The organism is Candidatus Burkholderia verschuerenii (assembly GCF_001189365.1).
GTDB lineage: Bacteria > Pseudomonadota > Gammaproteobacteria > Burkholderiales > Burkholderiaceae > Caballeronia > Caballeronia verschuerenii.
Genome location: NZ_LFJJ01000088.1, coordinates 1 through 21,021 on the forward strand (window position 1 = coordinate 1; position 21,021 = coordinate 21,021).

General features: G+C 62.4%; 22 protein-coding genes and 1 pseudogene. 10 read left to right on the forward strand and 13 right to left on the reverse strand.

Annotated elements, in window-relative coordinates; genetic code table 11:
• The coding region (locus BVER_RS33890; RefSeq protein WP_232316569.1) for a hypothetical protein at nucleotides 1–199 on the forward strand (199 nt) is incomplete at its 5' end.
• A 12-nt stretch (nucleotides 200–211) separates the two neighbouring features.
• On the opposite strand, the gene hslU is transcribed toward BVER_RS33890, so the two are convergent.
• The 8 genes from hslU to dapF form a co-directional block, all read right to left on the reverse strand.
• Nucleotides 212–1,558, reverse strand: a complete 1,347-nt coding sequence (gene hslU / locus BVER_RS15915; protein ID WP_050454164.1) for an ATP-dependent protease ATPase subunit HslU — start codon at nucleotides 1,556–1,558, stop codon at nucleotides 212–214.
• 12 nt (nucleotides 1,559–1,570) lie between these two features.
• Complete coding sequence (gene hslV, locus BVER_RS15920) at nucleotides 1,571–2,107, reverse strand: ATP-dependent protease subunit HslV (protein ID WP_050454148.1); 537 nt, start codon at nucleotides 2,105–2,107, stop codon at nucleotides 1,571–1,573.
• Nucleotides 2,108–2,537: 430 nt separating this feature from the next.
• Nucleotides 2,538–2,954, reverse strand: a complete 417-nt coding sequence (gene dksA / locus BVER_RS15925) for an RNA polymerase-binding protein DksA (RefSeq protein WP_050454149.1) — start codon at nucleotides 2,952–2,954, stop codon at nucleotides 2,538–2,540.
• Between the two features lie 593 nt (nucleotides 2,955–3,547).
• On the reverse strand, nucleotides 3,548–4,624 hold the full coding sequence (locus BVER_RS15930; RefSeq protein ID WP_050454150.1) for a CobW family GTP-binding protein: 1,077 nt from the start codon (nucleotides 4,622–4,624) through the stop codon (nucleotides 3,548–3,550).
• A 116-nt stretch (nucleotides 4,625–4,740) separates the two neighbouring features.
• Entirely contained in the window at nucleotides 4,741–5,940 is a 1,200-nt protein-coding gene (locus BVER_RS15935) for a class I SAM-dependent rRNA methyltransferase (protein ID WP_050454151.1), read from the reverse strand.
• Between the two features lie 42 nt (nucleotides 5,941–5,982).
• Nucleotides 5,983–6,906, reverse strand: a complete 924-nt coding sequence (xerC, locus tag BVER_RS15940; protein WP_050454152.1) for a tyrosine recombinase XerC — start codon at nucleotides 6,904–6,906, stop codon at nucleotides 5,983–5,985.
• A gap of 4 nt (nucleotides 6,907–6,910) precedes the next feature.
• Nucleotides 6,911–7,624, reverse strand: a complete 714-nt coding sequence (locus BVER_RS15945) for a DUF484 family protein (RefSeq protein WP_050454153.1) — start codon at nucleotides 7,622–7,624, stop codon at nucleotides 6,911–6,913.
• A gap of 16 nt (nucleotides 7,625–7,640) precedes the next feature.
• Complete coding sequence (gene dapF, locus BVER_RS15950; protein WP_050454154.1) at nucleotides 7,641–8,525, reverse strand: diaminopimelate epimerase; 885 nt, start codon at nucleotides 8,523–8,525, stop codon at nucleotides 7,641–7,643.
• Nucleotides 8,526–8,658: 133 nt separating this feature from the next.
• Between dapF and BVER_RS33895 the strand changes: the two genes are divergently transcribed.
• Together BVER_RS33895 and BVER_RS15955 are read left to right on the forward strand one after the other, a co-directional pair.
• A complete protein-coding gene (locus BVER_RS33895; protein ID WP_232316570.1) occupies nucleotides 8,659–8,967 on the forward strand; it encodes a hypothetical protein in 309 nt (102 codons plus the stop codon).
• A gap of 21 nt (nucleotides 8,968–8,988) precedes the next feature.
• A complete protein-coding gene (locus BVER_RS15955; protein WP_232316571.1) occupies nucleotides 8,989–10,032 on the forward strand; it encodes a Fic family protein in 1,044 nt (347 codons plus the stop codon).
• Here BVER_RS15955 and BVER_RS15960 read toward each other — a convergent pair.
• Nucleotides 10,029–10,913: a lipid A biosynthesis lauroyl acyltransferase gene (locus BVER_RS15960; protein ID WP_050454155.1), complete on the reverse strand. Its 885-nt coding sequence runs from the start codon at nucleotides 10,911–10,913 to the stop codon at nucleotides 10,029–10,031. The two genes, BVER_RS15955 and BVER_RS15960, sit on opposite strands and share 4 nt — an antisense overlap.
• Nucleotides 10,914–11,184: 271 nt before the next feature.
• On the opposite strand from BVER_RS15960, the gene metK reads away from it, so the two are divergent.
• Nucleotides 11,185–12,372 carry a methionine adenosyltransferase gene (gene metK / locus BVER_RS15965; protein ID WP_050454156.1) on the forward strand — a complete coding sequence of 396 codons (1,188 nt, stop codon included), beginning with the start codon at nucleotides 11,185–11,187 and terminating at the stop codon, nucleotides 12,370–12,372.
• A gap of 82 nt (nucleotides 12,373–12,454) precedes the next feature.
• On the opposite strand, the gene BVER_RS15970 is transcribed toward metK, so the two are convergent.
• On the reverse strand, nucleotides 12,455–12,814 hold the full coding sequence (locus tag BVER_RS15970; protein ID WP_232316572.1) for a hypothetical protein: 360 nt from the start codon (nucleotides 12,812–12,814) through the stop codon (nucleotides 12,455–12,457).
• Between the two features lie 312 nt (nucleotides 12,815–13,126).
• On the opposite strand from BVER_RS15970, the gene BVER_RS15975 reads away from it, so the two are divergent.
• Entirely contained in the window at nucleotides 13,127–13,903 is a 777-nt protein-coding gene (locus tag BVER_RS15975) for a phytanoyl-CoA dioxygenase family protein (protein WP_050454157.1), read from the forward strand.
• On the opposite strand, the gene BVER_RS15980 is transcribed toward BVER_RS15975, so the two are convergent.
• From BVER_RS15980 to BVER_RS35630, 3 genes and pseudogenes are all read right to left on the reverse strand, one after another.
• Nucleotides 13,904–14,107 (reverse strand): DUF3185 family protein, encoded by a 204-nt coding sequence (locus BVER_RS15980; protein ID WP_050454158.1) that lies wholly within the window; start codon nucleotides 14,105–14,107, stop codon nucleotides 13,904–13,906. It abuts the gene before it with no gap.
• 63 nt (nucleotides 14,108–14,170) lie between these two features.
• Nucleotides 14,171–14,620, reverse strand: coding sequence for a mechanosensitive ion channel family protein (locus BVER_RS35625; protein WP_332309114.1), 450 nt, complete (start codon nucleotides 14,618–14,620; stop codon nucleotides 14,171–14,173).
• Between the two features lie 229 nt (nucleotides 14,621–14,849).
• Nucleotides 14,850–14,957: pseudogene (locus tag BVER_RS35630) on the reverse strand (mechanosensitive ion channel family protein); the annotation flags it as partial.
• A gap of 244 nt (nucleotides 14,958–15,201) precedes the next feature.
• On the opposite strand from BVER_RS35630, the gene mgrA reads away from it, so the two are divergent.
• The 5 genes from mgrA (at nucleotide 15,202) to bcaP (ending at nucleotide 20,868) form a co-directional block, all read left to right on the forward strand.
• A complete protein-coding gene (mgrA, locus tag BVER_RS15990; protein ID WP_050454159.1) occupies nucleotides 15,202–16,245 on the forward strand; it encodes an L-glyceraldehyde 3-phosphate reductase in 1,044 nt (347 codons plus the stop codon).
• A 404-nt stretch (nucleotides 16,246–16,649) separates the two neighbouring features.
• Nucleotides 16,650–17,420, forward strand: coding sequence for a ferredoxin--NADP reductase (locus BVER_RS15995; RefSeq protein WP_050454160.1), 771 nt, complete (start codon nucleotides 16,650–16,652; stop codon nucleotides 17,418–17,420).
• Nucleotides 17,421–17,756: 336 nt separating this feature from the next.
• Nucleotides 17,757–18,632, forward strand: a complete 876-nt coding sequence (locus BVER_RS16000) for a sensor histidine kinase (protein ID WP_050454161.1) — start codon at nucleotides 17,757–17,759, stop codon at nucleotides 18,630–18,632.
• A gap of 8 nt (nucleotides 18,633–18,640) precedes the next feature.
• On the forward strand, nucleotides 18,641–19,297 hold the full coding sequence (locus tag BVER_RS16005; RefSeq protein ID WP_050454162.1) for a response regulator: 657 nt from the start codon (nucleotides 18,641–18,643) through the stop codon (nucleotides 19,295–19,297).
• 167 nt (nucleotides 19,298–19,464) lie between these two features.
• Nucleotides 19,465–20,868, forward strand: a complete 1,404-nt coding sequence (gene bcaP / locus BVER_RS16010) for a branched-chain amino acid transporter BcaP (protein ID WP_050454163.1) — start codon at nucleotides 19,465–19,467, stop codon at nucleotides 20,866–20,868.
• Nucleotides 20,869–21,021 lie beyond the last annotated feature (153 nt).

Below are 21,021 nucleotides of genomic sequence, written 5' to 3' on the forward strand. Positions count from 1 at the left end.
GGCATGCCTCGCCTCACATAACCTCAACTTCCCGAACCGCCCGGTGCGGACCCGCACGCCGGGTGGTGTGGCAGGGTGGTGTGGCAGGGGACCGGCCAGCTTGCTGGCCGCCCCTATGCCGATCGTCCGTACGTTTCGCGTGCTGACGCAGTACGTCGACGCAAAAAAACCGGGCGCGCGGCCCGGTTTCTCTGACTGACATTCCGACAAATCAAAGCACGTAGCGCGACAAATCCTCGTCCTGCGCCACATCGCCCAATGCGCGATCCACATACGCCGCATCGATCTTCACCGGCGTGCCCGCGTGGTTGCCCGCCGCGAACGACACTTCCTCCAGCAACTTCTCGATCACCGTGTACAACCGCCGCGCGCCGATATTCTCGGTCTTCTCGTTCACCGAATAGGCGATTTCCGCGAGACGCCGAATACCGTCATCGGCGAAATCGAGTTCGACGCTTTCGGTCGCGAGCAAGGCCTTGTATTGCTTCACGAGGCTGGCATCGGTCGAGTTGAGAATCGATTCGAAGTCCTGCACGGACAGCGAATCCAGTTCGACGCGAATCGGGAAACGGCCTTGCAGTTCGGGAATCAGATCGCTCGGCTTGGCGAGATGAAACGCGCCGCTCGCGATAAACAGGATGTGGTCCGTCTTGATCATCCCGTATTTTGTGTTGATGGTCGTGCCTTCGACCAGCGGCAGCAGATCGCGCTGCACGCCCGCGCGCGATACTTCCGCGCCGCCCACTTCGCTGCGCGACGCGATCTTGTCGATTTCATCCAGAAACACAATGCCGTTCTGCTCGACGTTCTGCACGGCGCGGCTCTTGACCTCTTCGTCGTTGAGCAGCTTGCCGGCTTCCTCGTCGGTTAGCAGCTTGAGCGCTTCCTTGACCTTCACCTTGCGATGCGTCTTCTTGCCGCCGCCAATGTTCGCGAACATCGAGCGAATCTGCTCGGTCATGTCTTCCATGCCCGGCGGCCCCATGATGTCCATGCCGACTTGCGGCGCTTCGATATCGAGCTCGATTTCCTTGTCGTCCAGCGCGCCTTCGCGCAGGCGCTTGCGGAAAGTCTGACGCGTGGTGTTGTCGCCGCTTTCGCCGCTCGCCTCGACCGTGTTCGAGTTGAAACCGACCGGCCGCGCCGTCGGCAGCAGAATATCCAGAATGCGATCTTCCGCGCGATCCTCGGCCTTGGTGCGGACCTTCTTCATTTCGGTCTCGCGCGTCTGCTTCACCGAGATTTCGATCAGATCGCGCACGATGCTATCGACATCGCGGCCCACGTAGCCCACTTCCGTGAACTTGGTCGCTTCGATCTTGATGAACGGCGCATCCGCGAGCTTGGCGAGACGCCGCGCGATTTCGGTCTTGCCGACGCCGGTGGGTCCGATCATCAGGATGTTCTTCGGCGTGATTTCGCCGCGCAGCGGCTCGGCCACTTGCTGACGCCGCCAGCGATTGCGCAGCGCGACGGCAACCGCCTTCTTCGCGCGGCCCTGACCGATGATGTGCTTGTCGAGTTCGGAGACGATCTCGGAGGGAGTCATGGTGGTCATCGTCATAGTCCTTTATTCGATCGTCTCGATGACGCGGTTATGGTTGGTGTAGATGCACATGTCGCCCGCGATGGTCAGCGCCTTTTCGACGATATCGCGCGGCGCGAGCTCGGTGTTTTCCACCAGCGCCTGCGCGGCGGCCTGCGCATACGCGCCGCCCGAACCGATCGCCGCGATGCCGTGTTCGGGATCGAGCACGTCGCCGTTACCGGTGATGACGAGCGTCGTGTCCTTGTCGGCGGTGATCAGCATGGCTTCGAGACGGCGCAGCATGCGGTCGGTGCGCCAGTCCTTCGCCAGTTCGACGGCCGCGCGCGTCAGATTGCCCTGATGCTTTTCCAGCTTCGCCTCGAAGCGATCGAGCAGCGAGAACGCGTCGGCGGTGCCGCCGGCGAAGCCGACCAGCACCTTGCCGCCATAGATGCGGCGCACTTTCTTCGCGCCCCCTTTCATGACGATGTTGCCGAGCGTCACCTGACCATCGCCGCCGAGCGCAACCTTACCTTCGCGTCGCACGGAGACGATGGTCGTGCCGTGAAATTGTTCCATGTGCGTTCCTTGAGAAAACCAGTAGGACGCGCAGCGGTTCAAGTCATTCGCTTGCCGCCGCGCAGTCGAGAATTCGATGGAGTGCACGGCGCGGGGTTCCGCCGGGCCTGCATGCTCCGCCTGGAGCCGAGGCCGCGTGCCGACGGCGCCGCGCGCGCGTCCGGTTCCTGTTCATGCTTTCGCCGGACGCACCAGAAGCATTTTAGGGCGGCGCGGGAGATATCAAGACGTACGTCAGGCGTCCCGGCCGATCGGCCGCAAGAAAACGAAAAGGCATACGCCTGAAACGTATGCCTTTTTGGTGCGCTGCGCCGTAGCGGCGGCGCTGCGGCCCGGATGTGACTCGAATGCGACCCGAGACGGCGGCTTTTTTGCGGCGGCGACTCTCCCGTGGCGGGCAGACCCGCGACGAGTGCCTGCCGCCCGTGCTTCAGTCGCCGAAGAGCTTCTGACGCAGTTCGCGGCGTTCCTGCGCTTCGAGCGAAAGCGTGGCGGTCGGGCGCGCGATCAACCGGGGAATGCCGATCGGCTCGCCGGTTTCCTCGCACCAGCCGTAATCGCCGGATTCGATGCGCGCGAGGGATTGTTGCACCTTCTTCAGGAGCTTGCGTTCGCGATCGCGCGTGCGCAGTTCCAGTGCATGCTCTTCCTCGATGGTCGCGCGATCCGCCGGGTCCGGCACGATCACCGTCTCGCGAAGGTTTTCGGTCGTCTGGCCGGCATTCTTCAGAATGTCCGCCTGCAACTGTTCGAGCCGATTTTTGAAGAACGCGAGCTGTTCATCGTTCATGTAATCCTTCTCGCTCATCTTCAGGATTTCGGCTTCGGTCAAGAGTTTCGTTGTCATCTGCTTGCTTCTTCAATGTAAGGCGTCGTCTGCGCAACGCCCGCAACTGCGTTACCCGCACGCAGCGCTTCGGTACGCTGACAGCTACGCGTCACGATGCGGGGCCGAACTCCTCTGGAAACCGATATTGGATGATGCTCCGGATGTCGAAGCGCTGACTTGGCTCGTTATCCGGCCCCGGTGCTTTGCGCCGATTCGCCTTCCCCCGGTGAATCGAAACATCGTCCCGACGGGACATCCCTTCTCCTGTATCCGTCTGCGGCACGCTCAAGGACGCACGGTGGACGGATCAGCCCTTCTCCAGTGGGGCTGTATTGTAACTGAACCGCAATTTCCGACGACAACCGAGGAAAACCCTGTCGATTCGTGCCGGAATTTCAAAAATATAACGCCTCAACGTGCAAAAAGCGATGTCGCTTCGTGGTGACGGCTACACATCTGCAACGAAAGTCAACTGCGAAAAACGCCGCACACGGGGCCGGTTCGGCCTCGCGGCGGCGTATTGTCGATTCGTTTCTTTGCACCCGCATGTCGCCGCCCGCACTCGCCCGACGAACGAAGCGATTTGCGTGCCGAGCGCGCGCACGCGGCGCTTACTTCACCAGGCAGGCGTCGAGTCCGTCGGTGATCAGATCCTGCGGCAGTTCGATGCCGATGAACACCATCTTGCTGTTCTTCTTTTCGGCGGGCATCCATTTGCCGGCGAGGTCGCTGCCCATCATCTGATGCACGCCCTGGAACACGACCTTGCGATCGACGCCCTTCATATAGAGCACGCCCTTGTAGCGCAGCAGGCGCTCGCCGTAGATCTGCAGGATGCCGCCGAGGAAGTCCTCGAGGCGGTTCGGATCGAACGGCTTGTCGCTGCGATACACGAACGACTTGATCTTGTCGTCGTGATGCGCGTGATGATGATGGTGGTGATGCCCGTGTTCGTGGTCGTGGCTGTGATCGTGACCGCAGGTCGAATGATCGTGATCGTGGTCATGCGCGTGGTCATGATCGTGATCGTGCTCGTCTTCCGCGAGGAAATCCGGATCGATCTCGAGCTTCGAATTCAGGTTGAAGCCGCGCAGATCGAAGATTTCCTTGATGTCGGCATCGCCGAAATTCACGACCTTGATCGCCGCGCGCGGGTTCATGTGCAGCAGGCGGTGCTTGAGCGTGTCGAGCGTGGCGGCATCGACGAGATCGGACTTGGTGACGAACAGGCGGTCCGCGAAACCCACTTGCCGCTGCACGACTTCGTGCTGATCGAGCTGCGCGCCGGCGTGCTTGGCGTCGACCAGCGTGATGATCGCGTCGAGCAGGAATTCGTCGGCGACGGTGTTGTCCATGAAGAACGTCTGCGCCACCGGGCCGGGATTCGCGAGGCCGGTCGTTTCGATCACCACGCGGTCGAAGTCGAGCGTGCCCGCCTTCTTCTGATTCGCGAGGTCTTCGAGCGCGCGCGCCAGATCGCCGCGGATCGTGCAGCAGATGCAGCCGTTGCTCATCTGGATGATCTGCTCGGCGGTTTCCTGCACGAGGATATCGTTGTCGATGTTCTCTTCGCCGAACTCGTTCTCGATGACGGCGATCTTCATGCCGTGCTGCTCGCCCAAAATGCGCTTGAGCAGCGTGGTTTTGCCGCTGCCCAGAAAGCCGGTCAGGATGGTTACGGGGATCATGTCGCCTAAGTCCTTGTCTGTGTTCGGGAAATGCACGGAATCGTTTATTGGAACATATTTGCGGAGCGGGTGCCGCATCGCCTTGGCGCACCGCGTTTAGCCCGACTTTGGGGCGATCAGGCGATTTGCAACAGCAAACCTTTCAGGTACTCGCCCTCCGGGAACGCCGTCAGCAGCGGATGATCGACGCTCGCTCCCAGCCGCTTGAGAATGCGCGCATCGACGCGCGCGTCCGCCGCCGCGCCCGCGATGATCTTCTGAAACAGGTCCGCATCGATCGCGCCGGAGCACGAATACGTGAACAGCAGGCCGCCCGGACGCAGCAGCTTGAAGCCGCTCAGATTGATGTCCTTATACGCACGCGCCGCGCGATCCACGCTTTCCTTCGATGGCGCGAACTTCGGCGGATCGAGCACGATCAGGTCGAAGCGCTGGCCTTCGTCGTGGAGACGGCGCAGCGTCTTGAAGGCGTCGGCGTCGAGCCATTCGGCTTTTTCCGCGTCGAAGCCGTTCGCCTTCACGTTCTCGCGGGCGAGCGCGAGGGCGTCGCCGGACGAGTCGACGGAGACGACGCGCGCCGCGCCGCCTTTCAACGCGGCGAGCGAAAAACCGCCCGTATAGCAGAAGCAGTTGAGCACGTCGCGGCCTTGCGCGTTCTGCTGCACGAGCACGCGGTTGTTGCGCTGATCGACGTAGAAGCCGGTCTTGTGACCGTTGCGCACATCGACGTGATAACGCACGCCGCATTCGTTGGCGATGAGCGTATCGCGCGGCGCGTCGCCCGCGAGCACGCCGGTGATCTGCTCCAGCCCTTCCTTCTGGCGGATCGACACATCCGAGCGCTCGTAGACGTTCGGGCAATCGGTCGCGCCGGTCAGCGCCTGCACGATCGCGTCCTTCCACGCTTCCACGCCCGTCGCCATGAACTGGCAGACGAGCTGCGCGTGCGTGCCGTCATCGGCGACGTAGTAATCGACGATCAAACCCGGCAAGCCGTCCGCTTCGCCGAAGATGAGACACGTCGCGCCCGTGTCCTTGACCATCGTCCGGCGATGCTCGACCGCGCGCTGCACGCGGCGCTTGAAGAACGCGTGATCGACCGGCTCGCTTTCGTCGAAAGTCCAGACGCGCGCGCGAATCTGCGATTGCGGGCTGTACGACGCCCGCGCGAGAAAGCGGCTATCGGCGGCGCGCACGGTAACGGTCGCGCCCGGCGCGGGATTACCGTCGATGCGGGCGATGGCGTTCGCGTAAATCCACGGATGGCGGCAGACCAAGGACTTGTCCTTCGCCGGTTTGAGCGTGATGGTGTTCATTGCGAGTCATCGATGCGGCGCTTCCCGAAGAAGCGCACGCGGTTAATCGCGCTTCTTCGCGCGCGGATGCGCCGAGTCGTAGACGCGGGCGAGATGTTGAAAATCGAGCGAGGTGTAAATCTGCGTCGCGGTGATGTTCGCGTGGCCGAGCAGTTCCTGCACGGCGCGCAGATCGCCGCTCGATTGCAGCACGTGCGTGGCGAACGAATGACGCAGCACGTGCGGATGCACGTTCGACGGAATGCCCGCCGCGAGCGCCATGCGCTTCACGCGATCACGCACCACGCCCGGCGACATGCGATTGCCGCGCGTCGACAGAAACAGCGGAAACGGATCGAGCTTGACGAAGTCGCCGCGCACGTCGATCCATGCGCGCAACGCGTCGATCGCCTTGCGGCCGACGGGCACGGAACGGCGTCGTCCGCCCTTGCCGAGCACGGTGACTTCTTCGTGGACGAGATCGAGCCAGCCATCCGAACGATGATCGGGCGTATCGACGAAATAGACGTCGAGTCCGACCAGTTCCGACAGCCGCAAACCCGACGAGTAGAACAGTTCGAGGATGGCGTGATCGCGCAGCGCTTCGGGCGTGCCGGCGAGCGGCGCGTCCATGAGCGTTTGCGCGTCATCGACGGAGAGCGCCTTCGGCAGCGTCTTTTCGCGCTTCGGCGCGCGCACCGTCGCGACCGGATTCGCCGGCATCTCGACGCGCTTCGCGAGCCAGCGATAAAACGCCCGCCACGCCGACAGCCGATGCGCGATGGACCGCGACGACAAACCCGCCGCGTGCGCCTGCACGACCGCGCCGCGCATGTCGGTGGCGGTCAGCGTCTCCAGCGGACGTTCCTTGGCGAGCGCGCGCAGTTCGGCGAGTTCGTGCGTGTAGCCGCGCAGCGTGTGTTCCGACAGATGCCGCTGATGCTCGAGCATCGCGAGATAGGTCGAGATGGCTTCGGCGGCGTTCATGGTCTCAATGCGGCAGCAGACGCGACAGCGCGGCGCTGGCCAGCGCGCCGATCTGCGTGAGGAAATCAGTCGCCATGCCGTCGTGGAAGCGGCGCGGATCGGGCGAGCCCATCACCAGCAGGCCGAAGACCGGTGCATCGGGACCGGCTTGAGGATCGCGCAGCGCGATCAGCGCGACGGACTCGATCTTGCGAAGCTCGTCGCCGGAGCCGTCGGTGGTCGTCGCGGAGGCGGAGTTCGATTGTTCGAGCCATTGCGCGGCGGCGAAACCGTTGTTCGCGCCGCAATAGGGCGCATCGAGACTGGTCGCGAACAGGCGCACTTCCTCGCCGACCTGCTTCGCGAAATCCGCCTGCCGGAACGCTTCGTCGATATCCCAGACGCGCAGCGCGGCGTGCGGCACGTCGAAGACTTCGCAGAGGCCGCGGCTCACGGTCGCGGGCAGCGTGTACGGGTCGCGCTGAGCGGCGACGCGCACCGTCCAGCGATTGAACTTGCTGGAAATGCTGTCGTTTTCGTGGCCGTAGCGCAGCAGTTCGGCGAGACGCCGTTCGAGCTGCTTGTTCTTGTCGCGCAGCATTTCCATCTGGCGCTCTTGCAGCGACACGGCGGCTTTGCCGTGCGGATTCGAGAGCCGGATGGTGCCGAGCAATTCAGCGTGCTCGGCGAAGAAATCGGGGTTGTCGAGCAGATAGTCGGCGACTTCGCGTGCGTTCATGGTCGATATGTTTGCGTTAGACGATGCGGTCGAGCTCGATCTCGCCTTCGAATACCGTGGCGGCGGGGCCCGCCATGAAAAGCGCGGCGGATGCATCGCGCGCGCCGTCCCAGCGGATGGTGAGCGTGCCGCCGTGCGTGTCGACGCGCACCGGCGAATCGAGCACGCCGCGCCGGATGCCCGCGGCCACCGCCGCGCACGCGCCCGTGCCGCAGGCGAGCGTTTCGCCCGCGCCGCGTTCGTAGACGCGCAGCTTCACGGAATGACGATCGACGATCTGCATGAAACCCGCGTTCACGCGCTTCGGAAAGCGCGCGTGACTTTCGATCAGCGGGCCTTCGGTCAGCACCGGATACGCCTCGACGTCGTCGACGATTTGTACCGCGTGCGGATTGCCTATCGACACGACGGAAATCCAGCGCGTCCGACCTTGCACATCGAGCGGATACAGCGTGTCGGCGGCTTGCGCGCGGCCATCGAGACCTTGCGCGTCGAACGGCACGTGATGCGGATCGAAGATTGGCGTGCTCATATCGACGACGACTTCGCCATCGTCCTGCATGGTCAGCGCGATGATGCCGTTCTGCACCTGCACCTGCACCTGCACGCGCACGGTGGACGCCTGCGTCAGACCGCGATCGCGCACGAACTTCACGAAGCAGCGCGCGCCGTTGCCGCAATGTTCGACTTCGCCGCCATCGCAATTGAAGATGCGGTATTTGAAGTCGACGCCCGCGACGGTCGGCTTTTCGACCAGCAGCAACTGATCCGCGCCCACGCCGAAATGACGATCGGCGAGCGCGCGAACCTGCGCGGCGCTCAGATCGAGCGCCTGCGTGTAGCCGTCGAGCACGACGAAGTCGTTGCCCGCGCCCTGCATTTTCGTGAATTTGAGTTTCATGGATGGTGTCTTCGCCTGACTTCCGAACCGTCCGAATGGCGTAGGGAAAGTAAGCCAGAGTCGGTAACGAATCATACACGGTGGTCATGCGGCCCATCTGCGCCGGGCGCGCCGCCGTCCGGGCCTGACGTGCATGCGACGCGCGTCGGCCGTTTGGCCGACTGTCGCCGGGATTCAACTTGGCGTTACACTCGAATCAAGTTATCTGTTCGATGGAGAAATTTTTTATTCCTTTAAATCAACAGATTACGAAGAAAAAGTGCACTTGCTGCCAAGTGGCAATTTAGTTATAGCTAAAAAAGACATGTCTGCGTTTTCACATCATCCGCTGCGATTGCTGAACCCGGCGTTCGATTCGCCCCTGGTCGATGTCCTGACCGAACTCGAGCATCTTCGGCGTCTGGAAATGTCCGGCACGACGCCGTCCGCGATCTTCTATTAACTCAAGAGCATCTTCCACATCATGGAGAGCCTCGGTTCGGCGCGGATCGAAGGCAACAATACGACGCTGTCCGATTACGTCGAGAGCCGGATGGAAGGAAACGCCACGGCCAGCGACCAGCTTCGCGAAATCGCGAACATCGAAGAAGCGATGGCTTACGCGGAAGAGGCCATCGAACACGAATCGCACATCACGGCGGCGTTCATTCGCGAGCTTCACCATATCGCGGTGTCGGATCTGGATCGGGAGGGCGATCGCACGCCCGGATCGTTCCGGTCGGGCTCCGTGCGGATCAGCAAGTCCGAGCACTTGCCGCCGGAGCACTTGATGGTGCCGGAGTACATCGACGAACTCGTTGCGTTCATCAATCGCGACGACCCGCCCAAATACGACCTGATGAAGGTTGCGCTCGCGCATCACCGGTTCGGCTGGATTCATCCGTTCTCGAATGGCAATGGCAGAGTCGTACGATTGCTGACGCACGCGATGCTCATCAAATACGGCTTTCGCGTGCAGTCCGGAGGCGATCGCATCCTTAATCCGACGGCGGTGTTCTGCAACGACAGGGAGCGCTATTACGCGATGCTCGCGCGCGCCGATCCGGGAACGGACGCGGGACTCGAAGAATGGTGCGTGTACGTGCTCAACGGCATCTTGCACGAGATCAACAAGGTCAACCGTTTGACGGACTTCGAGTATCTCAGGCAGACGATTCTCGAACCCGCGCTGGCGCACGCGCGCGAACGGCGGCTGGTGACGCCGCTGGAGCACGCCGTCCTTCTGAAGACGATGCGAATGGGAGAAGTGAGGTCGGCGGATCTGGCCGAAGCGATGCCCGATCTCTCGTCATCGCAACGGACCTATCAGATTCGCAAGCTGGTCGAGCGAAAGATGCTTCAGCCGACTGTCGAAGGCGGGCGCACCTACACGGCGGGATTCGCGAACAGCTATCTGCTACGCGGCGTGCTGGCCGCGCTTATCGCCAACGGGTTCGTTTCGGATCAGCTGGCAGGAACGTCCAGCGCGCCGCCGAAGCTTTCGCCACGCCGCGCACACGCCCCTTAATAGAAGCTCGCGTCCCCCGGCGGCCGCGTCTTGAACCGCTTATGCACCCAGTAATACTGCTCGGGCATCTCGGGAATGTGCTCCTCGAGAAATGCGTTCATGCGGCGCGCGTCGGCTTCGTCGTCGCCGGTCGGGTAGTTTTCCCACGGCTTGAAAATCTTCAGGCGATAACCCTTGTAGTTCGGCAGCACCTCGCCGATGAACGGCACGAGTTGCGCCTTGCCCGTCTTCGCGAGTCGACCGACGGCCGTCAGCGTGCAGGTCGGAATGCCGAAGAACGGCACGAAGGTCGAATTGCGCATGCCGTAGTCCATGTCCGCGCCGAGCATCACCGGCTTGCGATCGCGCAGCCAGCGCAGCACGATGCGCGCGCTGTCCGCGCGGCTCGCCATGTCCGCGCCGAAACGCGCGCGCTGCGCCTTCGCCAGTTCTTCGACCTGCGGATTCGAAAACGGCTGATACAGCGACCCGCATTGCCGATGCAGCGAGTAATTCAGAAAGATCGAGCCCGCCTCGATGCCGACGAAGTGAAAGCCGAGAAACAGCGTCGGCGGCAAGTCGGGATCGGTGAGGTCGATGGCGCTATCGAGCTGAATCAGCTTTTCGAGCTTCTTCGCCGAGCCGAACCACTGCACGCTGCGCTCGACATAGCTGCGAATCGCGTGGCGAAAGTGCTTCTGCGCGATGTCCTCGCGCTTCTCGTCGGACCACTCGGGGAAGCATAGTTTCAGGTTCGTATGTACGATGCGCTTTCGGCGGCTGGGAATCTGATACAGCAGCCAGCCGAGGCCATCGCCGAAACGCGCCGTGATGCCGTAAGGGATGAGGGCCAGAAACTTAAGGAATGCGATGGCCAGCGCCACGCCCATACGCCCTAGCATGATGAAGTGCTCCAGCGTACATACCGGCGGTCGCTACAAACAGAAGATTGATGCGGGACGAATGACAACAAACGTTCGAACCTGTAGAAATAGAGGGAAGTCGCTATAATAAGACTTTCGCCGAGTTAATGGACAACTTGCGGGGCGAAGCCGGCAGGCGCTGAAAAGTGGCTGCCGGGAAGAAAAACATATCCGCTAAAGCGTCGCCGCTTCAGACTCCAAACGAAGTCGGCTACGTGAATATCAACCGTACTTTATTGGAGTCTGAAGCGTGTCGAACGACTATCTCTTTACTTCCGAATCCGTTTCCGAAGGCCACCCGGACAAGGTCGCCGATCAAATCTCCGACGCCATCCTCGACGCCATCCTGGCGCAGGACAAATACTCGCGCGTCGCGGCGGAAACGCTCTGCAATACCGGTCTCGTCGTCCTCGCGGGCGAAATCACGACCACCGCCAATGTCGATTACATCCAGGTCGCGCGCGACACCATCAAGCGCATCGGCTATGACAACACCGACTTCGGCATCGACTATCGCGGCTGCGCGGTGCTGGTCGCTTACGACAAGCAATCGCCGGATATCGCGCAAGGCGTGAACAAGGCGCACGACGACAACCTCGATCAAGGCGCGGGCGACCAGGGCCTGATGTTCGGTTACGCGTGCGACGAAACGCCCGAACTCATGCCGCTGCCGATCTACCTGTCGCATCGGCTGGTCGAGCGTCAGGCGAATCTGCGCCGCGACGGCCGTCTGCCCTGGCTGCGTCCGGATGCGAAGTCGCAGGTCACCGTGCGCTACGTCGATGGCAAGGCGCATTCGATTGACACCGTGGTGCTCTCGACGCAACACGCGCCGGACATCGAACTGCCGCAACTGCGCGAAGCCGTGATCGAAGAAGTCATCAAGCCGACGCTGCCGAAGGACCTCATCAAGGGCGACATCAAGTTCCTGGTGAACCCGACCGGCCGTTTCGTCATCGGCGGCCCGCAAGGCGATTGCGGTCTGACCGGCCGCAAGATCATCGTCGATACGTACGGCGGCGCGGCGCCCCACGGCGGCGGCGCGTTCTCGGGCAAGGATCCGTCGAAGGTCGACCGTTCGGCCGCGTATGCGGGCCGTTATGTCGCGAAGAATATCGTCGCGGCAGGGCTGGCATCGCGCGCGCTGATTCAGGTGTCGTACGCCATCGGCGTGGCGCGCCCGACTTCCGTCATGGTCAACACGTTCGGCACGGGCCGCGTGTCGGATGCGGAAATCACGCGTCTCGTGCAAGAGCATTTCGATCTGCGTCCGAAGGGCATCGTGCAGATGCTCGATCTGCTGCGCCCGATCTACGAGAAGACCGCGGCATATGGTCACTTCGGCCGCGAAGAGCCGGAATTCTCGTGGGAAGCCACCGACAAGGCGCTCGCCCTCGCCGAAGACGCAGGAACGGAACCTGTCGCGACGGTCGCGTAATCGCCCGAAGCGAGCTTCAAAAACAAAACCGGCAAGCGTTGCGCTTGCCGGTTTTTTTACGTCCCTACGTGTAAGCGCGATATCAGCGCGCCGCGAACGCGTACCAGCCTTCGCTGCTCGTCGACACCCGGCGCGGACGACGGCTCGTCAGCGCGGCGGCTTGCGGACGCGGAAGCTTGATCGTGGGTGCGCGCAAGGTCGCACGCGGCAACAGCGACCGCAACGATACCTTTCGCGACACCGCGCGCACGCTCAGATTGAAGAAGAAGCCGCGAAACCACGAACGGATGCCATCGACCGGATGGACGACATGCTTGATCTGTTCCGCGAGCGCATGCGTGCGGGCGGAGTGATGACGCAGCGCGCGGATCACGCCGCGTTTTGCGGGACGCGCGGCGCGCGATGCGGCGCGGGAAAGGCCTTTGGCGATTCGGTGGTTCATATGAGCGTAGGTCGGTTGCGGTGGCGCGATCTCGAAGCGTGCCGCGATGAAATTGCGATCGGCGGATCCGGTTCGATTCGACGCGTCATGCGAAGTTGCATTGATTCGATGGCCCAATCTAGCCAACCATTATTACTGCGTTAAGTCCGCGTTTTCCCTAGCGTCGGCTTGCGCGAACGCTTGATCAGGAATGCGCAGCGCCTTGTGCGATGGGCCTTCGCGGCCTTCGAGCGGAAGCAGATTTACAATGTGTCGATCCGGTCTGATTCTGCATATAGCGCGGGACAGATGATGTCTTGGTAACAATTGGAAATGTCAGAACAAACTTCGCTTAAATCGAAAAAAGAGCAGGTGCACGAACTGCGCGAAAACGGGTTCGTCATCGTCAAGGGGCTGGTGCCGGACGCGCGTCTGAACGCGATGCGCGAAACCGCGCGACGTCAGCTCGCCGAAGCCGCCGCGCCGCTCGAGTTCGAAGCCGATCTGCGTTATCCCGGCGCGCCCGATTCGAAGGACTCGCCCGGCGGTCATACGGTGCGTCGTCTGCTGGACGCTTACGCGCGCGATCCGCACTTCGCCGAATGGGCGACCTCGCCCGACGTGCGCGGCTGGATGGAGTTGTACTTCGGCGAGACGCCGTATCTGTCGCGCGCGCATCACAACTGCGTGATGACCAAGCATCCGGCGTACGGCAGTCTGACGGGATGGCATCGCGACGTGCGTTATTGGGCGTTCGAGCGCGACGATCTCGTGTCCGTCTGGCTCGCGCTCGGCGAGGAAACCGTGGATAACGGCGCGCTGTGGCTGGTGCCCGGATCGCACAAGCTCGCGTTCACGTCGGATCGCTTCGATCAGGACAAGTTTTTTCGCGCGGATATTCCCGAGAACACGGATCTGATCCGCACGGCGGTGTCGCCCGAACTCGCGCCGGGCGATGTCGTGTTCTTCCACTGCAACACGCTGCATTCGGCGGGCAAGAACCTCACCGATCAGGTCAAGTTCTCGCTCGTTTATACGTATCTCGGCGCGAGCAACGCGGCGCTGCCCGGCACGCGATCGGCATCGAAGCCGGAAGTGGCGCTGGTCTGATCAGCGCTTCGACGGAATGCACAGGCCGATCAAACCGGCCAGCGACGCGATCACGCCGCCCGCGATCAACCAGATAGTCTTGTTCGTGGGCGAGCCGGTGAAGAAGCGCGATACGTCGTTCGATACCGAATGAAACGACTGACCGCCAAAGTACAACAGAACGACGCCGCCGACCAGCAGGGCGGCGCAAAGTGCTCGAGTCATCAGGAAGCTCTCGTTTTGTAATGCGCGTCAGGTTAGCGGAGGCGCGCCGCCGCGTCCAACCGTTCAGGCCGACGGTGGCGGCGTTTCGCGCGTCAATGGCTGAATCTTCCGAAGCAGATCGGCCTGCACGTTCGCATGATCCTTCGCGCTGGTCCACGCGCCGACATTGAACTTGATGCCGGTATAGGTGTAATCGGTCACGGCGATCCACGGCGCGGGCGAATCCTGCACGATGCGCGCATCCTCGCCGATCATCCGGCGCAGTTCGGCCAGCACATGTTCGACGCGCAAGCCGTGCTGCGCCTGAAAGTTGATCACGACGCGCCGGCGATCGTTGGCGCTGTAGTTGGTGACCGCGTTCGACCAGATCAGGCTGTTCGGCACGAACATGACAATGCCGTCGGCCTTCGTCAGCCGCGTGGTGAACAGGCCGATTTCGTTGACCGTGCCCGCCGTCGTGCCGGTGCCTTCGATGTAATCGCCGACCCGGAACGGCCGCAGCAGCAACAGCATCAAGCCGGCAGCGATTCTGCAGCGTGCCTTGCAGCGCGAGACCGATGGCCAGGCCTGCCGCGCCCAGCACGGTGAGAATGCTCGCCGCCGCGATGCCGAGTTTGCCGAGCGCGGCGACGATCGCGATCACGCGAATCGCCCATTGCGCGATGCTCGCGAGCACGGGCGTCAGCGTCGCATCGACATTGGTGCGGGCGAGGGTGCGTCGCAGCGCATTGGCGACGATATTCGAAATCCACCAGCCGATCACGAGAATCACGATCGCGATCAGCAGATCGATGCCGTACGTCAGGGCAATGGCGGAAAAGGAATCGTAGGCGGGGCGTAGTCTGTCCATCGGTGATGCTCCTTGTTGCGAGAAGTGCGTTGGTCCGGCGGCGCGCGCGATCGTTCCCTAAACTCGTTGAAAGGCGCGGCCCGAATAGCGGGATGCGCAGTTCATACGGCATACACGCACGCGGTTTGCTCTACCATGGGCGGCCTTGGGCCAGCATAGGCGATTCGCGACGACTCGCCATCGTGCCCGCGCAGCAGCATGCATTCACGATCATCCAGAACGCTTTTCGCAGAGGACATCCGTCATGGCATACGAAGCAGCTTCCGAACGCTATTCGGACATGCAGTACCGCACATGCGGCAAGAGCGGGCTCAAATTGCCCGCCGTGTCGCTGGGTTTGTGGCACAACTTCGGCGATACCACGCCGATCTCGACGCAACGCGACATCTTGCGCGCCGCCTTCGATCTGGGCGTCACGCATTTCGATCTGGCCAACAACTACGGCCCGCCGTACGGCAGCGCCGAAACGAACTTCGGCCGTCTCTTCAAGGACGATTTTAAGCCGTATCGCGATGAACTGCTGATTTCGTCGAAAGCCGGCTGGGATATGTGGCCCGGCCCGTACGGTCAGGGCGGCGGATCGCGCAAGTACGTGCTTGCGAGTCTCGACCAGAGCCTGAAGCGCATGGGTCTCGATTACGTCGATATCTTCTATTCGCATCGTTTCGACGCGGACACGCCGCTGGAAGAAACCGCCGGCGCGCTGGCCACGGCCGTGCATTCGGGCAAGGCGCTGTATGTCGGCATCTCCTCGTATTCGGCGGTGAAGACGCGCGAAATGGCGGCTTTGCTCGCCGAGCACAAGGTGCCGCTGCTGATTCACCAGCCTTCGTATAACCTGCTGAATCGGTGGATCGAAGAAGATCTGCTCGATACGCTCGATGACGTCGGCGCGGGCAGCATCGCGTTTACGCCGCTCGCGCAGGGCCTGCTGACCAACAAGTATCTGAACGGCGTGCCGCAGGATGCGCGCATCAACAAGCCGGGCGGCACATCGCTCAAAAAGGAACATCTGAGCGAGCAAAACCTCGCGCATGTCCGCAAACTCGACGATCTCGCCAAGCGGCGCGGTCAGAGTCTCGCGCAGATGGCGCTGGCGTGGGCGTTGCGCGGCGGGCGCGTGACGTCGGTGCTGATCGGCGCGAGCCGGCCGGAGCAGGTCACGGAGAATGTCGCCGCGTTGAAGAATCTGGAGTTTTCCAAGGAAGAACTCGCGGAAATCGACCAGTACGCGACGGAAGGCGGCATCAACCTGTGGGAAAAGCCCTCGACGGATCAGCGCATCTGATTGCGGCCTGTTGTCGAAAGGGTATTTTGGGATAACTCGCGTATCCCTTGCTATCATGCGGGCTCGGCGGATAGTCGGCCGCCGGGCCGCAATCGCCGATGTTCGCGCCGCAGTTCGACTTTCCGCGCGTTTTGCGATCAGCCAGCAGGCGAATCCGGTCGATGACCGCGACGCCTTCAGCCAGCCGTCACCGAAGGCGTGCGCGCCCGTGTCACCGGTCGATGTCGCCGCCTGTCGGTTAAAATAGCCGATTGCGCCGAGGTTTCCGGTCTGCGCCATGCGCGCTTCGAGACGGTGTGGCGGCATTCGCCCGATCAACCGTCTGTAACCGCTGCTGCGTTTTTTCGACGCCCGTTCCGGCTCATCCCGTCGCTAGCGTCAGTTTTCGCATAGTCCAAGAAGCCATGAGCAACCTTAATTCTCAAACCGTTCTGAGCGTCCATCACTGGACCGACACGCTTTTCAGTTTCACCTGCACCCGCGACGCCTCGTTCCGTTTCGAGAACGGCCAGTTCACGATGGTGGGCCTCGAAGTCGAAGGCAAGCCGCTGCTGCGCGCCTACAGCCTCGCGAGCGCGAACTACGAAGAGCATCTCGAATTTCTGAGCATCAAGGTGCCGGACGGCCCGCTGACTTCGCGCCTCCAGCACTTGAAAGTGGGCGATCCCGTGTTGATCGGCAAGAAGCCGACCGGCACGCTCGTCGCCGACAACCTGCTGCCCGGCAAGACGCTGTGGCTGCTGTCGACCGGCACCGGCCTCGCGCCGTTCATGTCGATCATCAAGGATCCGGAAGTCTACGACCGCTTCGACAAGATCGTGCTGACGCACACCTGCCGTTTCGTCGACGAACTCGCGTACAAGGATTTCATCACCGAGCATCTGCCGGCGCATGAGCATATCGGCGAGATCGTGTCGGAAAAGCTGCTGTACTACCCGACCGTCACGCGCGAGGAATTCGCCAATCGCGGCCGGATCACCGATCTGATCGAAACGAAGAAGCTGTTCGCGGATCTGTCGCTGGAGCCGTTCTCGAAGGAAAACGACCGCATCATGCTCTGCGGCAGCCCGCACATGCTGCGCGACACGCGCGAACTGCTCGACGCGATGGGCTTCGACGAAGGCAGCAACAATCATCCGGGCCATTACGTCGTGGAGAAGGCCTTCGTCGGCTGACCGGCGCGTTTGGCGAGTACAAAGAACCGGAGCTATCGCGCTCCGGTTTTTTTTCGCCTGCGCGCGGTTACATTTTTCCGGCCGGGCGAAGCCGTGTGTAGGGTTTCTTCTTACACATTTTGCGCAACAAACTTAGCAAAAAACATGAAGTTCAGGCCCATAAACCTTATGCGACATGGATTTATCATATTTTTGAGATATGATGCGTTCACGCTGAGACGAACCGTTTGCGTTCCCTTCATCCGTCTCCATTGTTACAGAGTGTAAATTCAGTTACGCCGCTCGTGCCCTCACCGAGAACGTAACTCCAGTTGCGCTCAAAAGCGAGGAATGTGAATGAAACCGTCGGCCAAGGTCACGCCCGATGTGGACTCGATTCACCGCGCATCCGCGCGCGGTGCGTCGTCGTCGGCGGAGGAAGGCGCAGCGCCGCTCGATGCGCCCATCGATGCGCCAATTTCCGCGCTGATCGACGCGAAAATCGCCGGCGATCGCCGCATCGAACAACTCGCCGCGCGCGTCCGCGATCTCACCGCCCAACTCACCGCCGCCGAAGAGCGCACCCGCCGCTCGCTCGCGCAGGATTTCCACGACGACACCGGCGCGGCGCTCACCGCCGCGAATCTCGCGCTCGCGCGCGCCGAACACTGGCTTCCCGCCGATACGCCCGACGCCTGCGCCGACGCGCTCAAGCAGGCGTGCGCGTGTCTCGTCGAAGTCGCGGATACGTGTCATCGGATCGTCGAAGGATTGCACGAGCCGACCTTCGGCGCAGGCATCGCGGCGGCGCTGGCTGAATGGATCGCCGGCTTCGGCGCGCGCACGGCCATTCATATCGACTTCTCCTGCCAGGGCGGCGAACGCCACGCGCCGCTCGATCGCCTGCCGCACGAACTCGCCATCGCGTTGTTTCGCGTGATGCAGGAAGCGCTCGGCAATGTCGCGCGTCACGCGCGCGCGGAGCACGCCAGCGTGTGCATCGCGCTTGATGCGCAAGCCGTGACGCTCGTCGTCGAGGACGATGGCGTGGGCATCAGCCCGGTCGCGCGGCGCAAGGCCGGACGCTTCGGCCTGTCGGGGATGCGCTCGCGCTGCGAAGCGCTCGGCGGCAGCCTGCGCGTGGCATCGGCGAAAAGCGGCGGCACCTGCGTGCGCGCGCGTCTGCCGTGGAGCGCGACGCCGCATCGCGGTCTGCGCGCCGTGAACGGCTGACGTCGCCGATGCTGCTCAAGGTCCTGCTCGCGGACGATCACGCCATCGTGCGCCGTGGCGTCGCGAAATTGTTGATCGAGTTCGGCGTGGCATCCGAGGTGATCGAAGCCGACACCGGCCGCGACGTGCTCGCGCATGCGTCGCGCCGCCCGTTCGATGACGCGTTGCTCGATATTTCGCTGCCGGACATCAACGGTCTCGACGTGCTCAAGCGCCTCAAGCGCGACGTGCCGCGTCTGCCGGTGCTGATGTTTTCGATGTATCGCGAGGATCTATACGCGGTGCGCGCGCTGAAGGCCGGCGCGGCGGGCTATCTGTCGAAGACGGCGGATCCGGCGCTGATGATCCGCGCGATCCGGCAAGTCGCCGACGGCCGCAAGTACGTCAGCCCCGAAATGGCCGAGGCGCTCGCCAATTACGTGTCGCTCGACACCGAGCGCATGCCGCACGAAACGCTGTCCGATCGCGAATTCCAGACGCTGTGCATGCTCGCGTCGGGGAAACGATTGACGGATATCGCGCGCGCATTGTCGCTTTCCGTGAAAACGGTATCTGTTTATCGTTCACGGCTGCTCGACAAGATGAAGCTTGCGAACAATGCCGAGCTCACCTTCTATGTGATGAGCAATCGCCTCGTCGATATGAACCCGGCGATCGCCGGATGACGAACGCGCGAAAATTTATCCTGAACAAGATAAAAACGGCGTGAACTGTAATAATTCACTGCATTAGTGCGTCTTGCCCTGTTTCTGGGCAAGCATGGAGTCTCCGATAAAATAGCGGGTTTTCCCGCAGTTGGGCGCGACCGCGCGCCGTATGGAGACTCACCGTAATGTCGTTGTTCCGTAAGAAAAATATCGAGCACATGCTGGCCAGCGCCCACGGCACGTCGCTCAAGAAGACGCTGGGCGCGCTCGATCTCACCTTCCTCGGCATCAGGGCAATCATCGGCACGGGTATCTTCGTGCTCACCGGCAAGGGCGCGCTGCAGGCCAGACCGGCGCTGACGCTGGCGTTCATCGTCGCGGCCATCGCGTGCGGGCTGGCCGGTCTCGCTTACGCCAAATTCGCGTCGGCCGTGCCGGTCGCTGGCTCCATCTACACGTATTCGTATGCGACGCTCGGCGAACTGGCCGCGTGGATCATCGGCTGGGATCTGATGCTCGAATACGGGCTCGCCACATCGGCCATTTCGGTCGGCTGGTCGGGCTATCTGCAATCGCTGCTGGCGGGCTTCGGCATTCATCTGCCGACCGCGCTCACCGCCGCGCCCGGCGCGGATCCGCTGCACGCGACGTATTTCAATCTGCCCGTTTTCGTCGTGATGATGGTGATCACCTGGCTGCTGTCGATCGGCGTGAAGGAATCGACGCGGGTGAACAACTTCATGGTCGGGATCAAGGTCGTCGTGGTCGTGCTGGTGATCGCGGTGGGCGCGTTCCACGTCACGCCGGCCAACTGGCAGCCGTTCATGCCGAAGGGCTGGTCCGGCGTGTTCGGCGCATCGGCGGTGATGTTCTTCGCGTTTATCGGCTTCGATTCGGTGTCGGCGGCGGCGGAAGAAGTGAAGAATCCGAAGCGCGATCTGCCGGTGGGCATCATCGGTTCGCTGCTGGTGTGCGCGGTGCTGTATGTCGCGGTGTCGGCGGTGGTGACGGGCATCGTGCCGTGGCAGAACTTCGCGGGCATCCCGAATCCGGTTTCGTATGCGCTGAAGGTCGCGGGGCAGAACTGGGTCGCGGGTTTCATCGATCTGGGCGCGGTGCTCGGCATGCTGACCGGCATTCTCGTGATGCTCTATGGCCAGACGCGCATCATCTTCGCGATGTCGCGCGACGGCTTGCTGCCCAAGCGTCTGTCGAGCGTGCATCCGCGCTACGCGACGCCGTTCTTCACGACCTGGCTGGTCGGCATCTTCTTCGGGCTGGTCGGCGCGTTGGTGCCGCTCGACGTGCTCGCGGAGCTGATCAACATCGGCACGCTCGCGGCGTTCTCGATGGTCTCCATCCCCGTGCTGATCCTGCGCCGCACGCATCCGGAATTGCCGCGCGCGTTCCGTTGCCCCGGCGTGCCGGTGCTCGCCGTGCTGGCGTGCGTGTTCCTGATGGTCAACCTTCAGTCCACGACGTGGATCGCCTTCGTCGTGTGGCTGCTGATCGGCCTCGCGATCTACTTCTTCTACGCGCGACGTCATTCGCTGCTGAGCGGCGCGACCGACAGCACCACGACGCGCTAACGCCCGCGCATCGTACGCAAAACGCAGCGCCGCCCTCGGGCGGCATTTTTTGTGCGCCCAGCATGGGCGCACTCTTGCGGGTGCAAGTCGCGCGGCAAGTTGACCACAGCGAGCGAAGTGAAGCGCAACTGCGGAAGGGCGACCGACCGTGGG